Genomic DNA, 16253 nt, shown 5'->3' with positions numbered 1-16253 from the left:
CCGCCGCTTCGCGGCGGATCCTTCCCGCCCACCCACCAGATTGCCCGGCATCGTCCACCTCCCCCCCCGACATAGGAGCCGCCACCCATGTCCCCCACCCCCCAACCCGCCCTCGTACCACCCCACATACGCGCCCTCGACGGAGTCGTACGCGAAGCCACCACACCCCCCTTCGCCGCCCCCGTGACCACCGGCTCCCTCGCCGACATCCCCTTCGACAACGCCCGAGAGGCCCCCGCCGAAGCCGTCCTCTCCCGGAAGGGAAGCGACGGCCGCTGGCGGGACGTCAGCGCCGCTGACTTCGCCGAGGAAGTCCTCGCCGTGGCGAAGGGACTCATCGCGGAGGGCCTCGCCCCGGGCGACCGCCTCGCGATCATGGCGCGTACGACGTACGAGTGGACGCTCCTCGACTTCGCCGCCTGGGCGGCCGGGCTCGTCACCGTGCCGGTGTATCCGACCTCCTCCGCCTATCAGACCCGGTGGATCGTCCAGGACTCCGGAGCCGTCGCCCTCGCCGCCGAGACCGCCGAACTCGCCTCGTCGCTCGGCCCGGAGCGCGACCGGATGCCCGGCCTCGAGCACCTGTGGTCCTTCGAGAAGGGCGACATCCGGCGCCTCGCCGAACTCGGACGCGGCAGCGACATCTCCGACAGCGAAGTCCACGGCCGGAGAAGGGAGTTGAGGCCCGGCGACATCGCCACCCTCATCTACACCTCCGGCACCACCGGCCGGCCCAAGGGCTGCGTCCTGACCCACGGCAACTTCTTCGCCGAGGTGGACAACGCCATCGAGCTGCTCCACCCCGTCTTCAAGTCGGTCAGCAAAGAGCCCGCCTCCACGCTGCTCTTCCTGCCGCTCTCCCATGTCTTCGGGCGGATGGTCGCCATCGGGTGTCTGCGCGCCCGCGTGCGGCTCGGGCACGCGCCGAGCATTCAGACCGAGGATCTGCTGCGGGACCTGGGGAGTTTCCGGCCGACCTTTCTGCTCGCCATTCCGTATGTCCTGGAGAAGGTCTTCAACACCGGGCGTGCCACCGCCGAGAAGATGGGGCGTGCCTCGTCCTTCGACCGTGCGGCGCGTATCGCGGTGCGGTACGGGGAAGCCGTCGAGGCGGCGCAGCACGGCACGGGCCCCGGGCCGGCGTTCGGGCTGCGGGCGGCCCGTGCGCTGTACGACCCGCTGGTCTACCGGCGGATCCGCGCCGCGCTCGGCGGCAAGGTGCGGTACGCGATCTGCGGCGGCTCACCGCTCGGGCGCCGGCTCGCCGCCTTCTACGCGGGGGCGGGCATCGAGATCTTCGAGGGGTACGGGCTGACCGAGACCACCGCGGCGGCGACCGTGACACCGCCGCTGAAGCCGCGCCTGGGGACGGTCGGCTGGCCGCTGCCCGGCACGAAGGTGCGGATCGCGGACGACGGGGAGGTGCTGCTCGCCGGCGGTCAGGTCTTCGCGGGGTACTGGGACGGGCGTACGGGGCGTGCGGTGCCTTCCGGGCGGGAGTGGTTCGCCACCGGGGACGTCGGCGCCCTCGACGCCGACGGGTATCTCTCGATCACCGGGAGGAAGAAGGACCTGCTCATCACGACCGGCGGCAAGAACGTCGCCCCCGCCCCGCTGGAGGACTGGCTGCGGGCCCATCCGCTGGTCGGCCAGTGCATGGTCGTCGGCGACGCCCGGCCGTACATCACCGCCCTGATCACGCTCGAAGCGGACGGCATCGCGCACTGGTGTCGTATGAAGAAGAAGGAGCCGGGGACGACGCCGGCCGATCTTGTCGATGACGTCGAGTTGCGGGAGACCCTGCAGCGTGCCGTCGACGAGGCCAACAAGCTCGTGTCCCGCGCCGAGTCCATCCGGCGGTTCGCCGTCCTGCCCGTGGACTTCACGGAGGAGAGCGGTCATCTCACGCCGTCCCTGAAGCTGCGGCGGGCCGCCGTCGAGCGTGACTTCGCCGAGGAGATCGAGGGGCTCTACGGACACGGTCGGTAGTCGTCGTCACTGGCTGTGAGCTGGACGGGCGGGGCCGGACCGGCGCGCTTAGGGTGATCGAGGGGCAGACCCTGGGAGGTTGCCGTGCGCAGAGCTGTTGCGCTCGCCGGCGTCACCGCGCTGGCCGTCATGGGGACAGGAATCGTACTGCCGGGCATCGGAGCGGCCACCGCCGCTGCTGCCGCTGCCGTTGCCAAGGAGTCCCCGTCGCCGGATCAGCGGCCCGATCTCTCCAGGTACTACACCCAGAAGATCAAGTGGGGTGACTGCGAAGGGGAGGGGGAAGGGGCGGGGCTCGTCCCCGAGGGGCCCGCCACTCCGGCTCCCGCGAAGGACGAAGTGCAGTGCGGCAAGATCACCGTCCCGCTCGACTACGCACAGCCCAAGCGCGGCAAGGTCGACCTCGCCATGGTCCGCATCAAGTCCAGTGGCGACAAGCGTGGTTCGCTGCTGATCAACTTCGGGGGGCCCGGCGGTGCGGGGGTCTCCGGACTGCTCGCGTCGCAGAAGGAGTTCGCGTATCTCGGCAAGGGGTACGACGTCGTCTCCTTCGATCCGCGCGGTGTGGGCCAGAGTTCGCCGGTGACCTGCGGTGACGTCGATGCCGAAGATCCGACGGCGGCCGAGGATCCCGACGAGGACCCCGGTGCCCTGCTCGACGAGGTGAAGAAGATCTCCGACAAGTGCGCCAAGGAGTCCGGGCCCGTTCTTCCGTACGTCGGCACCATCAACGTCTCGCGCGACATGGACGTCATGCGGCAGGCCCTCGGCGACAAGAAGCTCAACTATCTGGGCTTCTCCTACGGGACGCGGCTCGGCTCCGTCTACGCCGCCCAGTTCCCCAAGAAGGTCGGCCGGATGGTCCTCGACGGCGTGGACACGCTGACCGAACCGGTCGCCGAGCAGGCCCTGGTGAGCGCGGAGGGGCGCCAGACCGCCCTCGACAACTTCCTCGACTGGTGTACGGACAACCCGGGTTGCGTCTTCGGCACGGATTCACGGGCCGCGCGCGAGCACATGGCCGAGCTGATCCGGGGGCTCGACAAGTATCCGCTGCAGTCCACGGACGGCGCGGAGTTCACCGGCCAGGACGTCGTGGACGTGCTGGGACAGGCGCTCTACAGCAGGCAGTCGTGGCCCGCGCTTTCGCAGGCGCTGGGCGCGCTGCTGGCCGACGGCGATCCTCGGGCGCTGCTGCGGATGAGCGGGGCGATGGCCATGCAGACGCCGGGTCTGAAGCCTGGCCCGAAGGACCTGACGGAGGACATTCCCGCCGACAACATGGCCGCCGCGCTCATGGCCGTGAACTGCGCGGACGATCCCGACCGGCCGGACGCGGACAGCATCGAGAAGGAAGTCGCCAAGCTCCAGGAGGAGTTCGCGTCGACGTCCGCCATCTTCGGGAAGTCGATGCTGATGCCGGTGCTCTTCTGCTTCGGGCGGCCCCCCGGCACGGACTACATCCGTGACGAGGTACGCGATCTGAAGAGCCCCGACTTCCTGCTCGTCGGCACGCGGGGCGACCCGGCGACCCCGTACCGCTGGACCGAGGAGACGGCCGAGCGGCTCGGGTCGCATGCCATCGTCCTGGACAACAAGGGGGACGGGCACACCGGTTACGCGGGGTCCAAGTGCGTACGGGAGAAGGTGGACGGGTTCCTGCTGTACGGGGAGATGCCGAGGAACGGGAGTTCTTGCGGGGCGGACGACGAGGACTGAGCGGAGTCGAGGCACCTGCCGGGAAAGTCGGTGGGGTGTCGGCTCGCGCGCGACTACCGTGCCCCGCATGCGCCGAGAAGCCGAACAAGATGCCGCAACGCCCGGACCCGTCACCGCCGATGACCTCGACCGCTCCGTCCAGCTGGCCCTCGCCACCCTCCGCGGGGCTCCTGCGGAGGCGTGGCACGGCAAGGCGGGTGGGTTGCGGTGGACCTGTTGGGAGACGGTCGAGCACCTGAGCGACGACTATTTCGCGTACGCCGCCCAACTGGGGCCGCGTAAACCGTCCTTGGACGGCCCTGTGCCCTTTGTCTGGGAGCCGCGCCAGACGGACGGCCCGTGGAACGCCATCCACGCGGACCGTGAGGCGGGTCCGGAGGGGCTTCTTCAGGTTCTGGAGGCGAGCGGGGCGATGCTTACCGCGATGGTGCGTACGGCGCCGCCGGAGCTTCGGTCGTTTCATGGCTTCGGGGTCTCGGATCCGGAGGGCTTCGCGGCGATGGGGATCGTGGAGACGGTGGTCCATACGTACGACTTGGCCGAGGGGCTTGGGCTGGAGTGGGAGCCGCCGGCGGATGTGTGCGAGCGGGTTCTGCACCGGTTGTTCCGCGACGTTCCGTCGGGGGCGGAGCCGTGGGTGACGCTGTTGTGGGCGACGGGGCGGGGGGAGTTGCCGGGGGAGGAGCGGCGTACGTCTTGGCGGTGGTACGGGGAGGTGCGGGGGTAGTCGCGGGGGCAGGGGGCTTCGGTGGGCCGGTGGTGGTGTTCTTGCCGGGGCCGCCCGGTTGTCCCGAGGTTGGCGGTTCCGGGCCGGGTGTAAAGGGCGCTCCGCTGCGCTACGCGTCGGCTTCGCCGATTCCGCTTCGCTTCACCCTTGACACCCAACCCTCCACCGCGAGAAGCCAATTGACCGGGCGGCCACGAAACGGGGCTCACGGGGACTGCGGGGATGGGTCATCCGGCTTTCCTGCCGGGTGCGGACCAGTTCGTCGCGGGCGCCGTCAGGGTCATGGGTGGGGGTGGGGGACCTACTTTGGGAAAGTTGCGTTCTGGCAGCAGGGGGGCGTGCGGGTTACGCAATGCGCCTCTCCCGTGCATGTCGACGATGAGAAGGTGAGAGGTTCCCTTGGGTTGAGTTTGTTAGCCTTGAGGCCCTCTTTGATCACAGAAACCCAGGTTCCGCCAAGATGACTTCTGCCGCCTCGCACTCCCTTTTCACCTACGGGACGCTGCAGCTGCGCGAGGTGCAACTCTCACGCTTTGGTCGCCTTCTTCAAGGTCGCAGCGACGCACTGCCGGGATACCGCACGACGGAGATCCGGATCACGGACCCTGATGTCATCGCAGTCAGCGGCACCGACCGGCACCTGCTCGTCGTGCCGTCGGGCGACCCTGCCGACGCAGTTGAGGGCGCCGTCCTTGAGCTGACCGACGAGGAGTTGGCAGCGGCGGACGACTATGAGGTCGACGACTATGCGCGCGTCGAGGTGACCCTTGTGTCGGGCGCGAAGGCGTGGGCGTACCTTGAGTCCGCCCGTAGCTTCGGAGCCTGATGCGGTCCTAGGTCAAGAGCAGCTTTGTGGCCGTATCGAGCACGTCGGCGCGGCTGCGTGTGCCGTGGTCGGCGGCCAGGAAGTGTTTGCCGACGGCGAGTGTGAAGGCGAGCATGCTGCGGGCCTCGACGTCGTCTTCGTCGCGGCAGAAGGTCCTGAACAGCGAGCGCGCGTAGTCCATTCTGGCGTTGTCGACGCGCCGGAGGCGTTCGGCGACCGCAGGATCGCGCCGAGCCCAGTCGCGGACGGCGAGGTCGATCGGCACCAGGGAGTCGGAGAAGGTGAGCGCGCCCGCGCGCCGTACCTTGTCCCTGGCGTCACCGCCCTCGCTCTCGACGCGCTCGATCACCTCATCGGTGCTCATCCGCTCCCAGGCGTCGAGCATCTCCTCCAGCAGCGCGCCCCGGTCCTTGAAGTGCCAGTAGAAGCCGCCTCGGGAAACGCCCAACGCTTTGGCCAGCGGCTCGACCCGCACGGCGTCCGGACCGCCCGCGGCAAGGGCCCGTAGCCCGGCTTCGATCCACGTGCCGCGCGGGGTGCGCGTCGGTGCCGCCATCAGCTTCTCCTCGTCGGTGTCGCATCCGTCACGGAGTCTGCTCGCTCCGCCGGACGACTGCTATCGTCCATCCATACAGCACTGTATGGATGAGGTTCACTCATGGGGGCCAGGCGGCGGCGCGTGCTCGCTGACAGGTCAACGAGACGAGGAGTACCAATGGTTGATTCCACGGCCCATACGCCGCCCCCGTGCGGAGTGCGCCACGTCCCGGTGTCACCCGCCGACCAGGCGCTCAGCACACTCGCCCGGATCGACTACGCCAACGCCCTGCTCGCCGACATCGGCCCGGCTCAAGACCGCACCGCCGAGCAATGGGCGCGAGTGGTCATGGAAGACGCGCCCGCCGACAGACGGCAGGCCCTTACGCAGGGATGGTCGGCACTGGGCCTGCAACTCGGTCCGGCCCGATCCGCTGGATTCGTGCTCGGCTGGCAGGTTCGACACAGCACCCCCGATACCGTTCGCCTCTCCGCCGGCGCCACTCTCGGACTCCGTTCCGAGCTGCGCTTCCAGCGCCGGCAGCACACGCTGCTGCTGGCCTGCTTCATTCAGCTGGACGACGACAAGGCACGCGCCATGTGGGCTCAGGCGGAGAGCCGACATCCCCAGGTCATGTACCAGCTTCTCGAACAGGCCATCGCCCGAACGGCATCGGCCGGAAACGTTGTCTGATGCGGTTCTAGTTACTCGTCGTCCCAGGCCATTGAACTCATCCGCCAGCCGTCGGGCGTGCGGACGTACTGGGTGGTCTTGTGGCCGACTCCCTCGAACCACTCGCCGTCGAGGTAACCCGACTTCCGGTACTCGCTGAACCGGTGCGCGATCGACCCGTAGATCTCGGTGCGTTCGGCGACCTCCCACTCGGAGAACTCCGTCAGCTTCCCGCCGTCGCTCAGCATCTTCTCGCGGGGCGCGATGAAGCCCTCGATGTCGTACACCACGGGTGCGCCGTCACCGACGTTGCTGATGATCATTCCCTGCGGGATGAATACGTCACGGACCGCGCCGAGGTTCGCCTTGCTGTCACCGGTGTTGGTGAACGCACCGAGGAACGTGCGCATCAGTTCGTCGAGTTCAGCCTTGGTGACGTCGGTCATGGGATCCCGTCTGCGTGATGAAGGCGGTCCAAGTGGTGGGGGATACCTTGAAGTTGGGTCCTTCAGGGTTCTTGGAGTCGCGTACGTGGATTGCGCTGGGGCAGGCGGAGGCCTCTACGCAATCGCCGCCCTCGCCGCCGCTGTGACTGGACTTGCGCCAGGTGTAAGCGACTTCGAGGCATTCGCCGCCTCCGCCACTGCTGTAGCTGGACTTGAACCAGGTGAGTTCCTCGGTGCTCATAGCTCTCCCAGCATCTTCTCGATCAGGGCCAGCGAATCACGGGGGGTGAGCGCCTCCGATTGCAGGATCCCATAGCGGACGGCGAGTACACGGACTTCCTCCGGAACGGTGACCAACCGCGGGTATGTGTGGATCTCCATGTACGCCACCTGCTGCTGCTTCTTGGGCGTGAGAAGAGTGAACGGACCGTCCAAGCTTGGCTGTTCCTCCCGGTCCAGCGGCATCACCTGGAGTTGAACCGTCCGCATCCGCCCGATGCGAAGAAGCTTCCGTAGCTGCTCCTCGTGGACGGCCCTCCCGCCGATCGGCCGCAGCAGCACGCTCTCGTCCAGGATGAAGCTGAACGTCGGCGAGGGCCAGGGGTCGAAGATCTGCTGACGAGCGAGCCGGTCCGCCACCCGTTTCTCGATGGTCTCCTCGCTCAGGAGCGGCTTCCACTGGCTGAACATGGCGTGCGCGTACGCCTCGGTCTGGAGCAGACCGGGGACGGACTGGTTGGTGTACACGTACAGTTGGACGGCCTGTGCTTCCAGACTGGCGTATCCCCGGTACCACTCCGGGTGCCGCGTCCGCGATTTCTTCTGCGCCTCCCGCACATCTTCGATGGCGGCGATCAGCACGCCATCGGCGCCCAGCAGGGGATCGGCCAGCTCAAGGAATTCCGGCTGCGGCGTACGCACCCCGCGTTCCATCGCGGAAATCAGCGCCTCCCCGCAATGAACGGCTGCCGCGAACTCCTTCTGGCTCAGCCCGGCCCGCTCGCGCAGCACCTTGATCTGTTTGCCCAGGGCCCGGAAGAGATGAGCTGTACCGTCCGCCTCCGACGGTCGCTCCGGCCGCTCCTCATGATCCGCGTTGGTCATACCCCGTACCGCCCTTGCGTGGTCACGGTCGACGTCTCATACGCCCAACGCGCCGCACTCATACAGCTACGCGGAGTCGTGGCGTCGTACCTGGTCAGCGTAAGACGAACCGACCACGCTCAGTGACATGAAAGCCCAAATCTCCACCCCCATCAGCGACTTCACCCAACGGCTCAGCTCCACCCGCAGAGGTGCCCGCCTGGCCCGGCGGCTCGCCGCCCATCAGCTCGACCTCTGGGGAATCCCGCACGGCAGCGAGCTGTCCGACGCGGCGGCGCATGTCGTTGCCGAGCTGGCGGCCAATGCCGTCACGCACGGACACGTACCCGGAAGGGACTTCGAACTGCGGCTCGTCTACGCGGAGTCGGCGCGCACGCTGCGTATCGAGGTGTCGGACGCGCGGGGCGACCGCGTCCCGGAGTTGCGCCCGCCGGATCCCGGGGCGGAGACGGGGCGGGGGCTGCGCCTGGTGGAGGCGGCCGCCGCAACCTGGGGCGTCAGGGAGCGGCGTATCGGCAAGACGGTGTGGGCAGAGCTGAGGGTCCGCCCGAGGGACTAGTGGCGCTCGGGCGGACCGTGGTCGGCGTCACCGCAGTGTGTGCGACGTCCTTCCCGATGCCTCGTCGATCTCGTCGTGCGCCTTCGTCAGCAATTGCATCGCCAGTTCGTTCAGGGCACGTGCTCCCGCTATCTCCTCGCCGACCCTCGCCTGTTGCGAGTCGGAGGGGTGGCGGCTCGCGTATCCGTGGGCCCGGACTTCGTTGCCGTCGGGGAGCCGTACGAGCGCGGCCGCGCGCGTGCGGTGGTCGTCCTCCTCGAATTCCAGCTCGATGTGCCATCCGACTGCGGTCTTCATCGTCATCACCTCCGGAACTGCTGATTCCAGGGTGCGCCCACCGGCCCGCGGTGGTCCAGCGGGCGGCCGGGCGGTTACTGCCGGTGCGGGATGGTGTGCGAGCTGTCAGGGGCCCGCGGAGCGCTCAGCAGTTGCCGCGGGGCGGCTTCCCCGCGAAACGGTCCGCCAGCCAGTTCGCGGCCAGTGGGGACTGGGTGATGACTCCGGAGACGTGTTCGCCCAGGGGGACCGTGTGCCACTCCACGTTCGCGCCCTTCGCGCACCAGTCCGTGCGGACCTGCTTGCCGACGCCGTACGGGATCAGCTCGTCGGTGATCACGTGGTACTGGTACACCGGCGCGTCCGGCGCCCGCGTGCCGACGCTCGACTCGCGCAGCCGTTGTTGCCAGTCCGGCTGGTCGAGGGGGTTTCGTGTCGTCATGTCAGTGATCTTTTTGAAGGCGCCCAGTACCGCGCCGTCCGCCACGCAGCTGTTGCGCAGTGCGCCGATCAGCTTCTTGCCTGCCGGGTTCAGGTACGACTCCAGGTTCAGTTCGGGGAAGGCCGCGTTCTGGCCGATCGCCGCCATGAAGATCAGGCCCGAGCCGTACGAGCCGTCGTTGAAGTCCGCCGCCTTCCGCAGGTCGCCGGGGATGCCGCCGGTCGCCGTGCCCTTGACCTTGAGGTCGGGGGCGTACGAGCCGTGCAGCTCGGCCGCCCAGCCGGCCGCCTGGCCGCCCTGGGAGTAGCCCATGATGCCGACCGGGGTGTCTGAGGAGAGGCCCGCCTCCGGGAGGCGGATCGCGGCGCGGGCGGCGTCGAGCATGGCCTGGCCCTCGGCGCGGCCGACCGTGTAGGTGTGGTCGCCGGGGGTGCCGAGGCCCTCGTAGTCGGTGACGGCCACCGCCCAGCCCCGCAGGGTGAGTTGCTGGATGAGGTTGGCTTCCATGGTGGTGCCGCGTGGGAAGCCCGCGCTGGGGGCGCAGTGGTCGCCCATGCCGATGGTGCCGACCGCGTACGTGATGAGGGGGCGGGGTCCCTGGCGGCCGTCTTGCGGCACGATGACCGTTCCGGAGACGGTGTTCGGCTCGCCCTTTGCCGTCGTCGAGCGGTAGTTCACCTTCCAGGCCTTGGTGTTGGTCGGCTGGCCGGGGAGGGGGTGGAAGCTGGTGGGTTCGGAGGTGACGATGTCGCCGGGGGCGGCGGTGTCCGCGGGTGCGGCCTGCGCCGTGAGCGGGGTGATGGTCGACAGGCCGAGCGCGGCCACTACGGCGAGGGCTCTCGCGCCGGTACGTATGTGCATGCGGCTCTCCCAACTGTCCTCAGTGGCTGGGGTGGTCATTCTGCGTATGCCGTGCAGGCGTCGACCGTAGTGACGTGCGGGTCGCTGAGTGCTGGCGGGGAAGCTCAGCTTTGTTGACCGGTTCGATAGGCCCCCGGCGTCGTCCCCGTCCACCGCCGGAAGGCCCGGTGGAAGGCGGTGTCCTCGGAGAAGCCGAGCCGAGCGGCGAGGTCGGCTATCGGCTCGCTGCCCTCCGCCAGGCCCGCGATGGCCGCGTCGCGGCGTACCGCGTCCTTCAACTGCTGGTAGGAGGTGGCCTCCTGGGCCAGGCGGCGGCGCAACGTCGCGGGGCTCACCGCGAGCCGGTCGGCGATCTCGCCGAGGGAGGGGAGACGGGGCGATGAGCGCAGGGCGCGGGCGAGGGTGCGGCGTACCTGTTCGGCGACCGTCGTGCCGTACTCGCGCCGGGAGAGGAGGTCGAACGGCGCCCGGTGCAGCATCTCCTGCAGCGCCGCCTCGTCCCTGATCAGCGGGGCCGCCAGCCAGTGCGCGTCGAACCCGGCGCCGGTGCGGGCCGCGCCGAAGCGGACGGGGCAGCCGAAGAGGGTGCCGTACTCATCCTTGTGCGGGGGCGGCGGATGCCCGAACTCCGCCCAGTGGAGCGGGATCCGGCGGCCGATCAGCCAGCTGCACAGCCGGTGCCAGATGAGGACGAGGCACTCGGCGAGGAAGTGGTCGTGCTCCAGATCGTTGCGTACGGCGAAGACGGCGCCGCCGGTGCCGCCGTCTCCGGTGTCGCAGCGCTCCAGGGTCAGGTCAGGGCCGCCTGGGAACAGGCCGTAGAACGTGACGCCACGCTCCAGCGCGGCGCCCAGGTCGCGGCAGCCGAGGGCGGCGTGGCACATCATCGCGAAGGTGCCGGGCCGGCTGACCGCCGAGCCGAGGCCGAGGAACTCGTCACCGGTGGCGCGGTACAACTCCCGGAAGAGCCGGGCGAACTGGACCTCGGTGACGCGGGCCCGGTCGTCGCCGAGCAGGAGCGGGGGAATCTGGGCGGTGCACAGGAGCGGGACGGTGTCCACTCCGCGCCGCTCGGCGCCGCGGAGCACGCAGCGCACGTGGTGCACGGTGATGGTCCGCCTGGGCATGAGGGTCCCTTCCCCGTCGCGCCGCCGCCCGAACCCGAAGGTTCCGCGCGGCGGCGGGTTCAGTGCGGTGGGCGGGGGGACGTGTACGCCCCCGCCCACCGCACGCCCAGGGCGTCAGACGCCGGACAGGCCCGCAAGCACCCCGAAGCCGATGGGCAGCAGGAAGGCGATGCGCCCGTACTCGGGCCGCCCCCTCTCCCCCCGGCGCAGGAACGCCGCGAATCCGGCGGTGACGATGCCGAAGGTCACCGCGTACAGCAGCATGTCGCTCGTCGAAAGGCCGCTCCAGCCGTCCGACAGGAGCGCGGTCAGCGTCATCGTGCCGCCGAACAGCGCGGCGGCGGCCACCGCGTCACCACCGGTGAACACCAGCGGCGATGTGCCGCCGTGCCGCTCCTTGCGCGCGACCTGGAAGACCAGGACGGCCACCAGGGCGACCTCGGCGACCACGGCGAGCATGAACGATGCCTTGAAGGCGGTCTCCATGGTCAAGGCCTCCTCACATATCTCGTGCAGCGTGTCACGTGCGGACTCAGCCGCAGGCCGTTGCGACGGTCGACAGGCCGGTGACTTCGCCGAAAATGGCGACGAGGAGCTTGATCCGCTCCTCCTTGTTGCCGGCCTGCACGATGAGCTTGGCGCCCTTGAGCACGCCGCCGAACTTGGTGGCCTTGGTGACGAGCAGCGCGTTGCCCGCGATGAACGCGCCGATCGAGCCCACGCACTTGGTCACCTTCCAGGCGGTGTCCCAGCCGCTGCGCAGCTGCACGCCCTGCGGCTCCAGCTTGGCGAGCGCGGCCTGCTGGGCGGCCTCGTCGCCCGGGTACATCGCTTCGACGAGCTGCTGGGTCGTCGGGTTCTGCGGCAGCGCCCCCAGTCGCTCCTCCAGACCCTCTTCGACGATCTGCGGTGCGCCGGTGTCGTCGGCGACCGCCGTCAGCACACCGGCGGCGGCCTTGTGCTGCTCGGCGCGGGCGTTCGCGGCCTCGGTGGCGGACGCGATGGGTCCGGCCGCGGCGAGCGCGAGGGCGGCGGAAACGGAAACCGCGGCGGTGCGCAGCACGGTTCTCGATATGGACATATGTGTTCCCCTTTTTGTTCATCGCATGGCGATGCACCCGCTCCGGCTGGTTACGCCCTGGTCAGGGGCGTTGGGCGCGGGCTTGGGAGGGATACTGGTGCCGGGGCGGCCGGGGCAACAAGAGTTTTGAGGATCTTCTGAGCCTTGCGGTCAAACCTTTGGCACTTGCGGCGAGTTGCGCCGTGGAGTCGCGGGGGGTCGCGGGGGTCCCGCTGAGCTTCCCGGCCAACCCCGCTGACGTTTCCCGTCATCCCGCGAAGTGCCGCGGTGTCCCTAGCGTCGTACACATGCAGCCGACCGAGCGCCCCGAGACCCTGGCCGTCCTCGCCGAGTGGGCGGCCGACCGGCACGGCAAGCTGCCCGCCCTCCGCCGCAAGACCGAAGGCGGGGCGTGGGAGCAGGTCGATTACGAGCAACTCCGGGACCGCGTGCGGGACTTCGGGCAGCGGCTGCTCGCTCTCGGCGTCCGCGCGGACGACCGCGTGGCGATCCTCGCCGAGACCTGCCCGGAGTGGACCTACGCCCACTTCGGCACCTTCGCGGCGGGCGCGGTCGTCGTCCCCGTCTACCCGACGGCGGGCGACGAGGAGGTCGTCTGGGTCCTGGGAGACAGCGGGGCCTCGGTGGTGATCTGCGAGGACGCGGCGCAGGCGGCGAAGATCGAGCGGCTGCGGGCCCGGCTGACCGGGGTGCGGCATGTGCTGCTGATGACGGAAGTCCCGGAGGGGGAGGGAGCGGGTGCGGGTGCAGGGGTGGGGCCGGGGCCGGGGGGCGAGCCGTCGGACACCGCCGCCCTGCCGGCCCGCGCCCGCGAACGCGTCCCCGACGACCTGGCCACCATCATCTACACCTCCGGTACGACAGGACCGCCGAAGGGCTGCCTCCTCACCCACGCCAACCTGGGCGCCGTCCAGTCCGCCACGCTGCCCCTCATCGAGGGCGGCCCCGGTGACGCGACGTACCTCTATCTCCCGCTGGCCCATCTGCTGGCCCAGCTCATCGAGTTCACCACGCTCATCGAGGGCGGCGAGCTCTGCTTCTTCGGCGGCGCGATCGAGAACGTCGTCACCGAACTCGCCGAGGTGAGCCCCACCCATCTGCCGTCCGTGCCACGCCTGTTCGAGAAGGTGTACGCGGTCGTCCGCTCCCTCGCGGAGTCCGCACCCGGTGGCGGCGCACGCTTCGAAGAAGCCGTACGCATCGGGGTCCTCGCCGCGGACGACGCCCTGCCGCCCGGCCTCCAGGACGCGTACGAAGCCGCCGAAAAGTCGCTGTACGGCCCGGTCCGGCAGGCGCTCGGGGGCCGCGTCCGATGGGCGCTGACCGGCGGCGCCCCCATCGCGCCGCATGTCGTCGACTTCCTGCGGGCCTGCGGCATAGCGGTCTTCGAGGGATACGGGATGACCGAGTCGGCCGGGGTCATCAGCCTCAACCATCCGGGCGCGGTGCGGTACGGCACGGTCGGCCGTCCCGTCGACGGCTGCGAGGTCCGCATCGCCGATGACGGGGAGATACTCGCCCGGGGCGAGATGGTCTTCCCGGGCTACCACGCGGACCCGGACGCCACCCAGCAGGTGCTGGACGCCGAAGGGTGGCTGCACACGGGCGACTTGGGTGCCGTCGACGCCGACGGCTATCTCTCCGTGACCGGCCGCAAGAAGGACCTGATCATCACGTCGGGCGGCAAGAACATCACGCCATCGCTGAGTGAACTGGCCGTCCAACGCTCGCGTTTCGTGTCACGCGCGGTGATGGTGGGCGACCACCGCCCCTACCCGGTGGCCCTCATCACCCTGGACGCGGAGGAGGTCGCCGGGTGGGCGGGACGCGAGGGCGTACGGCTCACCCTCCCGCCGTCCCGCGACCCCCGCGTCCGCGCCCTGGTCCAGGATGCGGTGGACGCGGCCAACGCGGAGGTCTCGCGCCCGGCCCGCATCCGCGAATTCGCGCTCCTGGACGAGGACTTCACGGTGGAGGAGGGACTGCTCACGCCGAGCCTGAAGGTGCGCAGGCGTGCGGTGGCCGAGCGGTACGCGGGGGTCGTGGACGCGCTGTACAGCTCCGGGGGCGGCACACCGGACGGGGCTACGCAACCCCCGCGAGACGCAGCAAGGCAGTAGTCCCCGCGGCGCCGATCACGACCACGGCGAACGGCGCCTTGCGCCAGGCGAGTACGCCGCCGGCCAGGACGCCGAGCGGGCGGGCCCATCCGGCGGGGCCGCCGCCCTCGGTGAGCGCGCCCGTGGCGAGCAGTGCGACGAGCAGGACCGTGGCGCCGATGGTCAGCAACTCCTGCACGCGGGCGGGGAGTTCGATGCGGCCGTGCAGTACGGGTCCGGCCAGGCGGAAGACGTACGTTCCCGCGGCGAGGACGAGGACGCAGGCGAGCTGGGCGTTCACGAGGCGCTCCTCGGGGTGGTGCGGCGGGTGGTGCGGCGGGGAGCGGAACGGGCGGGGCGGCTCGGCCCGCGCCGCGCGGCGAGCAGGCCGAGCAGGGCGAGCAGCACCGGCACCCCGGCGGGCAGCAGCGGCGTCGCGGCCACCGCGATCACGGCACCGGCGGCCGCGGCCCGCCGCGTCATGCTGTCGGCCCGCAGCGCGGGCAGGACCAGGGCGAGGAGTACGGCCGGGAACGCTGCGTCGAGCCCGAAGCGGGCGGTGTCGCCGATCGCGGAACCGGCGAGCGCGCCGCCGAGCACGCTGACGTTCCATACGGCGAACAGGCCGACCCCGGATATCCAGAACGCCGCCTTGCGCCGCTTCTGGTCGGGCTGTGCGAGGACGAACGCCGCCGTCTCGTCGGTGATCAGATGCGCGCCCACGAGCCGTGCGGCCCAGGACCGCCCGAGGCTGTCGGCCACGGCCAGACTGAACGCCGCCGTACGGGAGTTGAGCAGCAGACCGGTCGCCGCCGCGGCCACCGGACCGCCGCCCGCCGCGAGGATCCCGACCGCGCTGAACTGGGCGGAGCCCGCGTACACGAGCAGTGACATCAGCACCGGCACCCACACCGGTAGCCCGCCGGCGACGGCGATCGCGCCGAAGGAGACGCCGACGACGGCGTCGGCGAGCCAGACGAGGGCGATGTCGCGCAGGACGCCGCGGGGGAGGTGGGAGAGCCGGACGAAACCCTCGTTCGTTCGGTCGGGCGGGCTGTCTGTTCGGTGTGGCGAACGCATACGTCGTAGGATGGGCGGGAAGGGTCCCGTTCGTCAAGCCGAACGAATGGTCCCTTGTAGCGAACGATCGAGCAGTGAGAGAGAGCGGTACGGCATGACTGACGGCAAGGGCGACGCCGCCCGATCCCGGCTGCCCCGTGAGTGGGTCGCGGCCGCGCTGCGCCGGGAGCGGGCCAAGGCGGGGATCTCCCTCTCCGAGCTGGCCAAGCGGGCCGGGATCGCGAAGTCGACGCTTTCGCAGCTGGAGGCGGCCACCGGCAACCCCGGGATCGAGACGTTGTGGGCGCTCGCCGTGGCGCTGGGGGTGCCGTTCAGCGTGCTCGTGGAGTCGCCCGCACCCGCCGTCACGGTGATCCGCGCGGGGGAGGGCCCGACCATGCACGCCGAACAGGCCTCGTACGCGGGCACGTTGCTGTCACCGGGCCCGGCCGGGGTGCGGCGCGACATCTACCACGGCGCGATGGAGCCGGGCTCGGCGCGGGAGTCCGACGCGCACATCCCCGGCTCGGTGGAGCACCTGGTCGTCAGCACGGGCCGACTGCTGGCGGGGCCACGAGGCGAGACGGTGGAGCTGGCGGCAGGGGATTACATGTCGTACCGGGGAGACGTCCCGCATCTGTACGAGGCGCTGGAGCCGGGGACGAGTTTCGTGCTGGTGATGCAGCACAGCTAAGCGCTCCGCGGGAAGTGCGGTACTCGTCCGCGGG

The 16253-nt window shown here is 70.1% G+C and carries 19 protein-coding genes; 8 read left to right on the top strand and 11 right to left on the bottom strand.

Annotation, left to right across the window (positions count from 1 at the left end):
- Window positions 1-87: 87 nt before the first annotated feature.
- From OG453_RS01030 to OG453_RS01015, 4 genes are all read left to right on the top strand, one after another.
- Entirely contained in the window at window positions 88-1989 is a 1902-nt protein-coding gene (locus OG453_RS01030; protein ID WP_266863511.1) for a long-chain fatty acid--CoA ligase, read from the top strand.
- Window positions 1990-2073: 84 nt separating this feature from the next.
- Window positions 2074-3708 (top strand): alpha/beta hydrolase, encoded by a 1635-nt coding sequence (locus OG453_RS01025; RefSeq protein WP_266863509.1) that lies wholly within the window; start codon window positions 2074-2076, stop codon window positions 3706-3708.
- A 67-nt stretch (window positions 3709-3775) separates the two neighbouring features.
- Entirely contained in the window at window positions 3776-4435 is a 660-nt protein-coding gene (locus OG453_RS01020) for a maleylpyruvate isomerase N-terminal domain-containing protein (protein ID WP_266863507.1), read from the top strand.
- Window positions 4436-4895: 460 nt separating this feature from the next.
- Entirely contained in the window at window positions 4896-5261 is a 366-nt protein-coding gene (locus OG453_RS01015) for a gamma-glutamylcyclotransferase family protein (RefSeq protein WP_266863505.1), read from the top strand.
- Between the two features lie 7 nt (window positions 5262-5268).
- On the opposite strand, the gene OG453_RS01010 is transcribed toward OG453_RS01015, so the two are convergent.
- Window positions 5269-5817, bottom strand: a complete 549-nt coding sequence (locus OG453_RS01010; protein WP_266863503.1) for a TetR/AcrR family transcriptional regulator — start codon at window positions 5815-5817, stop codon at window positions 5269-5271.
- A 213-nt stretch (window positions 5818-6030) separates the two neighbouring features.
- Here OG453_RS01010 and OG453_RS01005 point away from each other — a divergent pair, with 213 nt between their 5' ends.
- Window positions 6031-6492: a hypothetical protein gene (locus OG453_RS01005; protein ID WP_266863501.1), complete on the top strand. Its 462-nt coding sequence runs from the start codon at window positions 6031-6033 to the stop codon at window positions 6490-6492.
- 11 nt (window positions 6493-6503) lie between these two features.
- On the opposite strand, the gene OG453_RS01000 is transcribed toward OG453_RS01005, so the two are convergent.
- The 3 genes from OG453_RS01000 to OG453_RS00990 are packed head-to-tail and all read right to left on the bottom strand — an operon-like array spanning window position 6504 to window position 8021.
- Window positions 6504-6917, bottom strand: a complete 414-nt coding sequence (locus tag OG453_RS01000; RefSeq protein ID WP_266863500.1) for a DUF4440 domain-containing protein — start codon at window positions 6915-6917, stop codon at window positions 6504-6506.
- Entirely contained in the window at window positions 6895-7158 is a 264-nt protein-coding gene (locus tag OG453_RS00995; RefSeq protein ID WP_266863498.1) for a DUF397 domain-containing protein, read from the bottom strand. Before OG453_RS00995 ends, OG453_RS01000 begins: the two co-directional genes overlap by 23 nt.
- Window positions 7155-8021 (bottom strand): helix-turn-helix transcriptional regulator, encoded by an 867-nt coding sequence (locus tag OG453_RS00990; protein WP_266863496.1) that lies wholly within the window; start codon window positions 8019-8021, stop codon window positions 7155-7157. The genes OG453_RS00995 and OG453_RS00990 overlap by 4 nt, the downstream gene beginning before the upstream one ends.
- A gap of 127 nt (window positions 8022-8148) precedes the next feature.
- Between OG453_RS00990 and OG453_RS00985 the strand changes: the two genes are divergently transcribed.
- Window positions 8149-8580 (top strand): ATP-binding protein, encoded by a 432-nt coding sequence (locus OG453_RS00985; RefSeq protein WP_266863494.1) that lies wholly within the window; start codon window positions 8149-8151, stop codon window positions 8578-8580.
- 27 nt (window positions 8581-8607) lie between these two features.
- On the opposite strand, the gene OG453_RS00980 is transcribed toward OG453_RS00985, so the two are convergent.
- From OG453_RS00980 to OG453_RS00960, 5 genes are all read right to left on the bottom strand, one after another.
- A complete protein-coding gene (locus OG453_RS00980; protein ID WP_266863492.1) occupies window positions 8608-8883 on the bottom strand; it encodes a DUF1876 domain-containing protein in 276 nt (91 codons plus the stop codon).
- A 118-nt stretch (window positions 8884-9001) separates the two neighbouring features.
- Complete coding sequence (locus OG453_RS00975) at window positions 9002-10159, bottom strand: lipase family protein (protein ID WP_266863490.1); 1158 nt, start codon at window positions 10157-10159, stop codon at window positions 9002-9004.
- Between the two features lie 104 nt (window positions 10160-10263).
- Window positions 10264-11286 carry an AraC family transcriptional regulator gene (locus OG453_RS00970; RefSeq protein WP_266863488.1) on the bottom strand — a complete coding sequence of 341 codons (1023 nt, stop codon included), beginning with the start codon at window positions 11284-11286 and terminating at the stop codon, window positions 10264-10266.
- Window positions 11287-11400: 114 nt separating this feature from the next.
- Window positions 11401-11772 carry a hypothetical protein gene (locus OG453_RS00965; RefSeq protein ID WP_266863486.1) on the bottom strand — a complete coding sequence of 124 codons (372 nt, stop codon included), beginning with the start codon at window positions 11770-11772 and terminating at the stop codon, window positions 11401-11403.
- A gap of 46 nt (window positions 11773-11818) precedes the next feature.
- Window positions 11819-12367 (bottom strand): hypothetical protein, encoded by a 549-nt coding sequence (locus OG453_RS00960; RefSeq protein ID WP_266863484.1) that lies wholly within the window; start codon window positions 12365-12367, stop codon window positions 11819-11821.
- Between the two features lie 287 nt (window positions 12368-12654).
- Here OG453_RS00960 and OG453_RS00955 point away from each other — a divergent pair, with 287 nt between their 5' ends.
- Window positions 12655-14487: a long-chain fatty acid--CoA ligase gene (locus OG453_RS00955; protein WP_266863482.1), complete on the top strand. Its 1833-nt coding sequence runs from the start codon at window positions 12655-12657 to the stop codon at window positions 14485-14487.
- Here the strand turns inward: OG453_RS00955 and OG453_RS00950 are convergent.
- Window positions 14453-14767 carry an AzlD domain-containing protein gene (locus tag OG453_RS00950; protein WP_266863480.1) on the bottom strand — a complete coding sequence of 105 codons (315 nt, stop codon included), beginning with the start codon at window positions 14765-14767 and terminating at the stop codon, window positions 14453-14455. The two genes, OG453_RS00955 and OG453_RS00950, sit on opposite strands and share 35 nt — an antisense overlap.
- Window positions 14764-15546: an AzlC family ABC transporter permease gene (locus tag OG453_RS00945; RefSeq protein WP_266863478.1), complete on the bottom strand. Its 783-nt coding sequence runs from the start codon at window positions 15544-15546 to the stop codon at window positions 14764-14766. The genes OG453_RS00950 and OG453_RS00945 overlap by 4 nt, the downstream gene beginning before the upstream one ends.
- Window positions 15547-15640: 94 nt before the next feature.
- Between OG453_RS00945 and OG453_RS00940 the strand changes: the two genes are divergently transcribed.
- On the top strand, window positions 15641-16219 hold the full coding sequence (locus OG453_RS00940; RefSeq protein ID WP_266863476.1) for a helix-turn-helix domain-containing protein: 579 nt from the start codon (window positions 15641-15643) through the stop codon (window positions 16217-16219).
- Window positions 16220-16253 lie beyond the last annotated feature (34 nt).

The organism is Streptomyces sp. NBC_01381 (assembly GCF_026340305.1).
Classification (GTDB): domain Bacteria; phylum Actinomycetota; class Actinomycetes; order Streptomycetales; family Streptomycetaceae; genus Streptomyces.
This window is presented reverse-complemented; position numbering and strand designations above follow the sequence as displayed.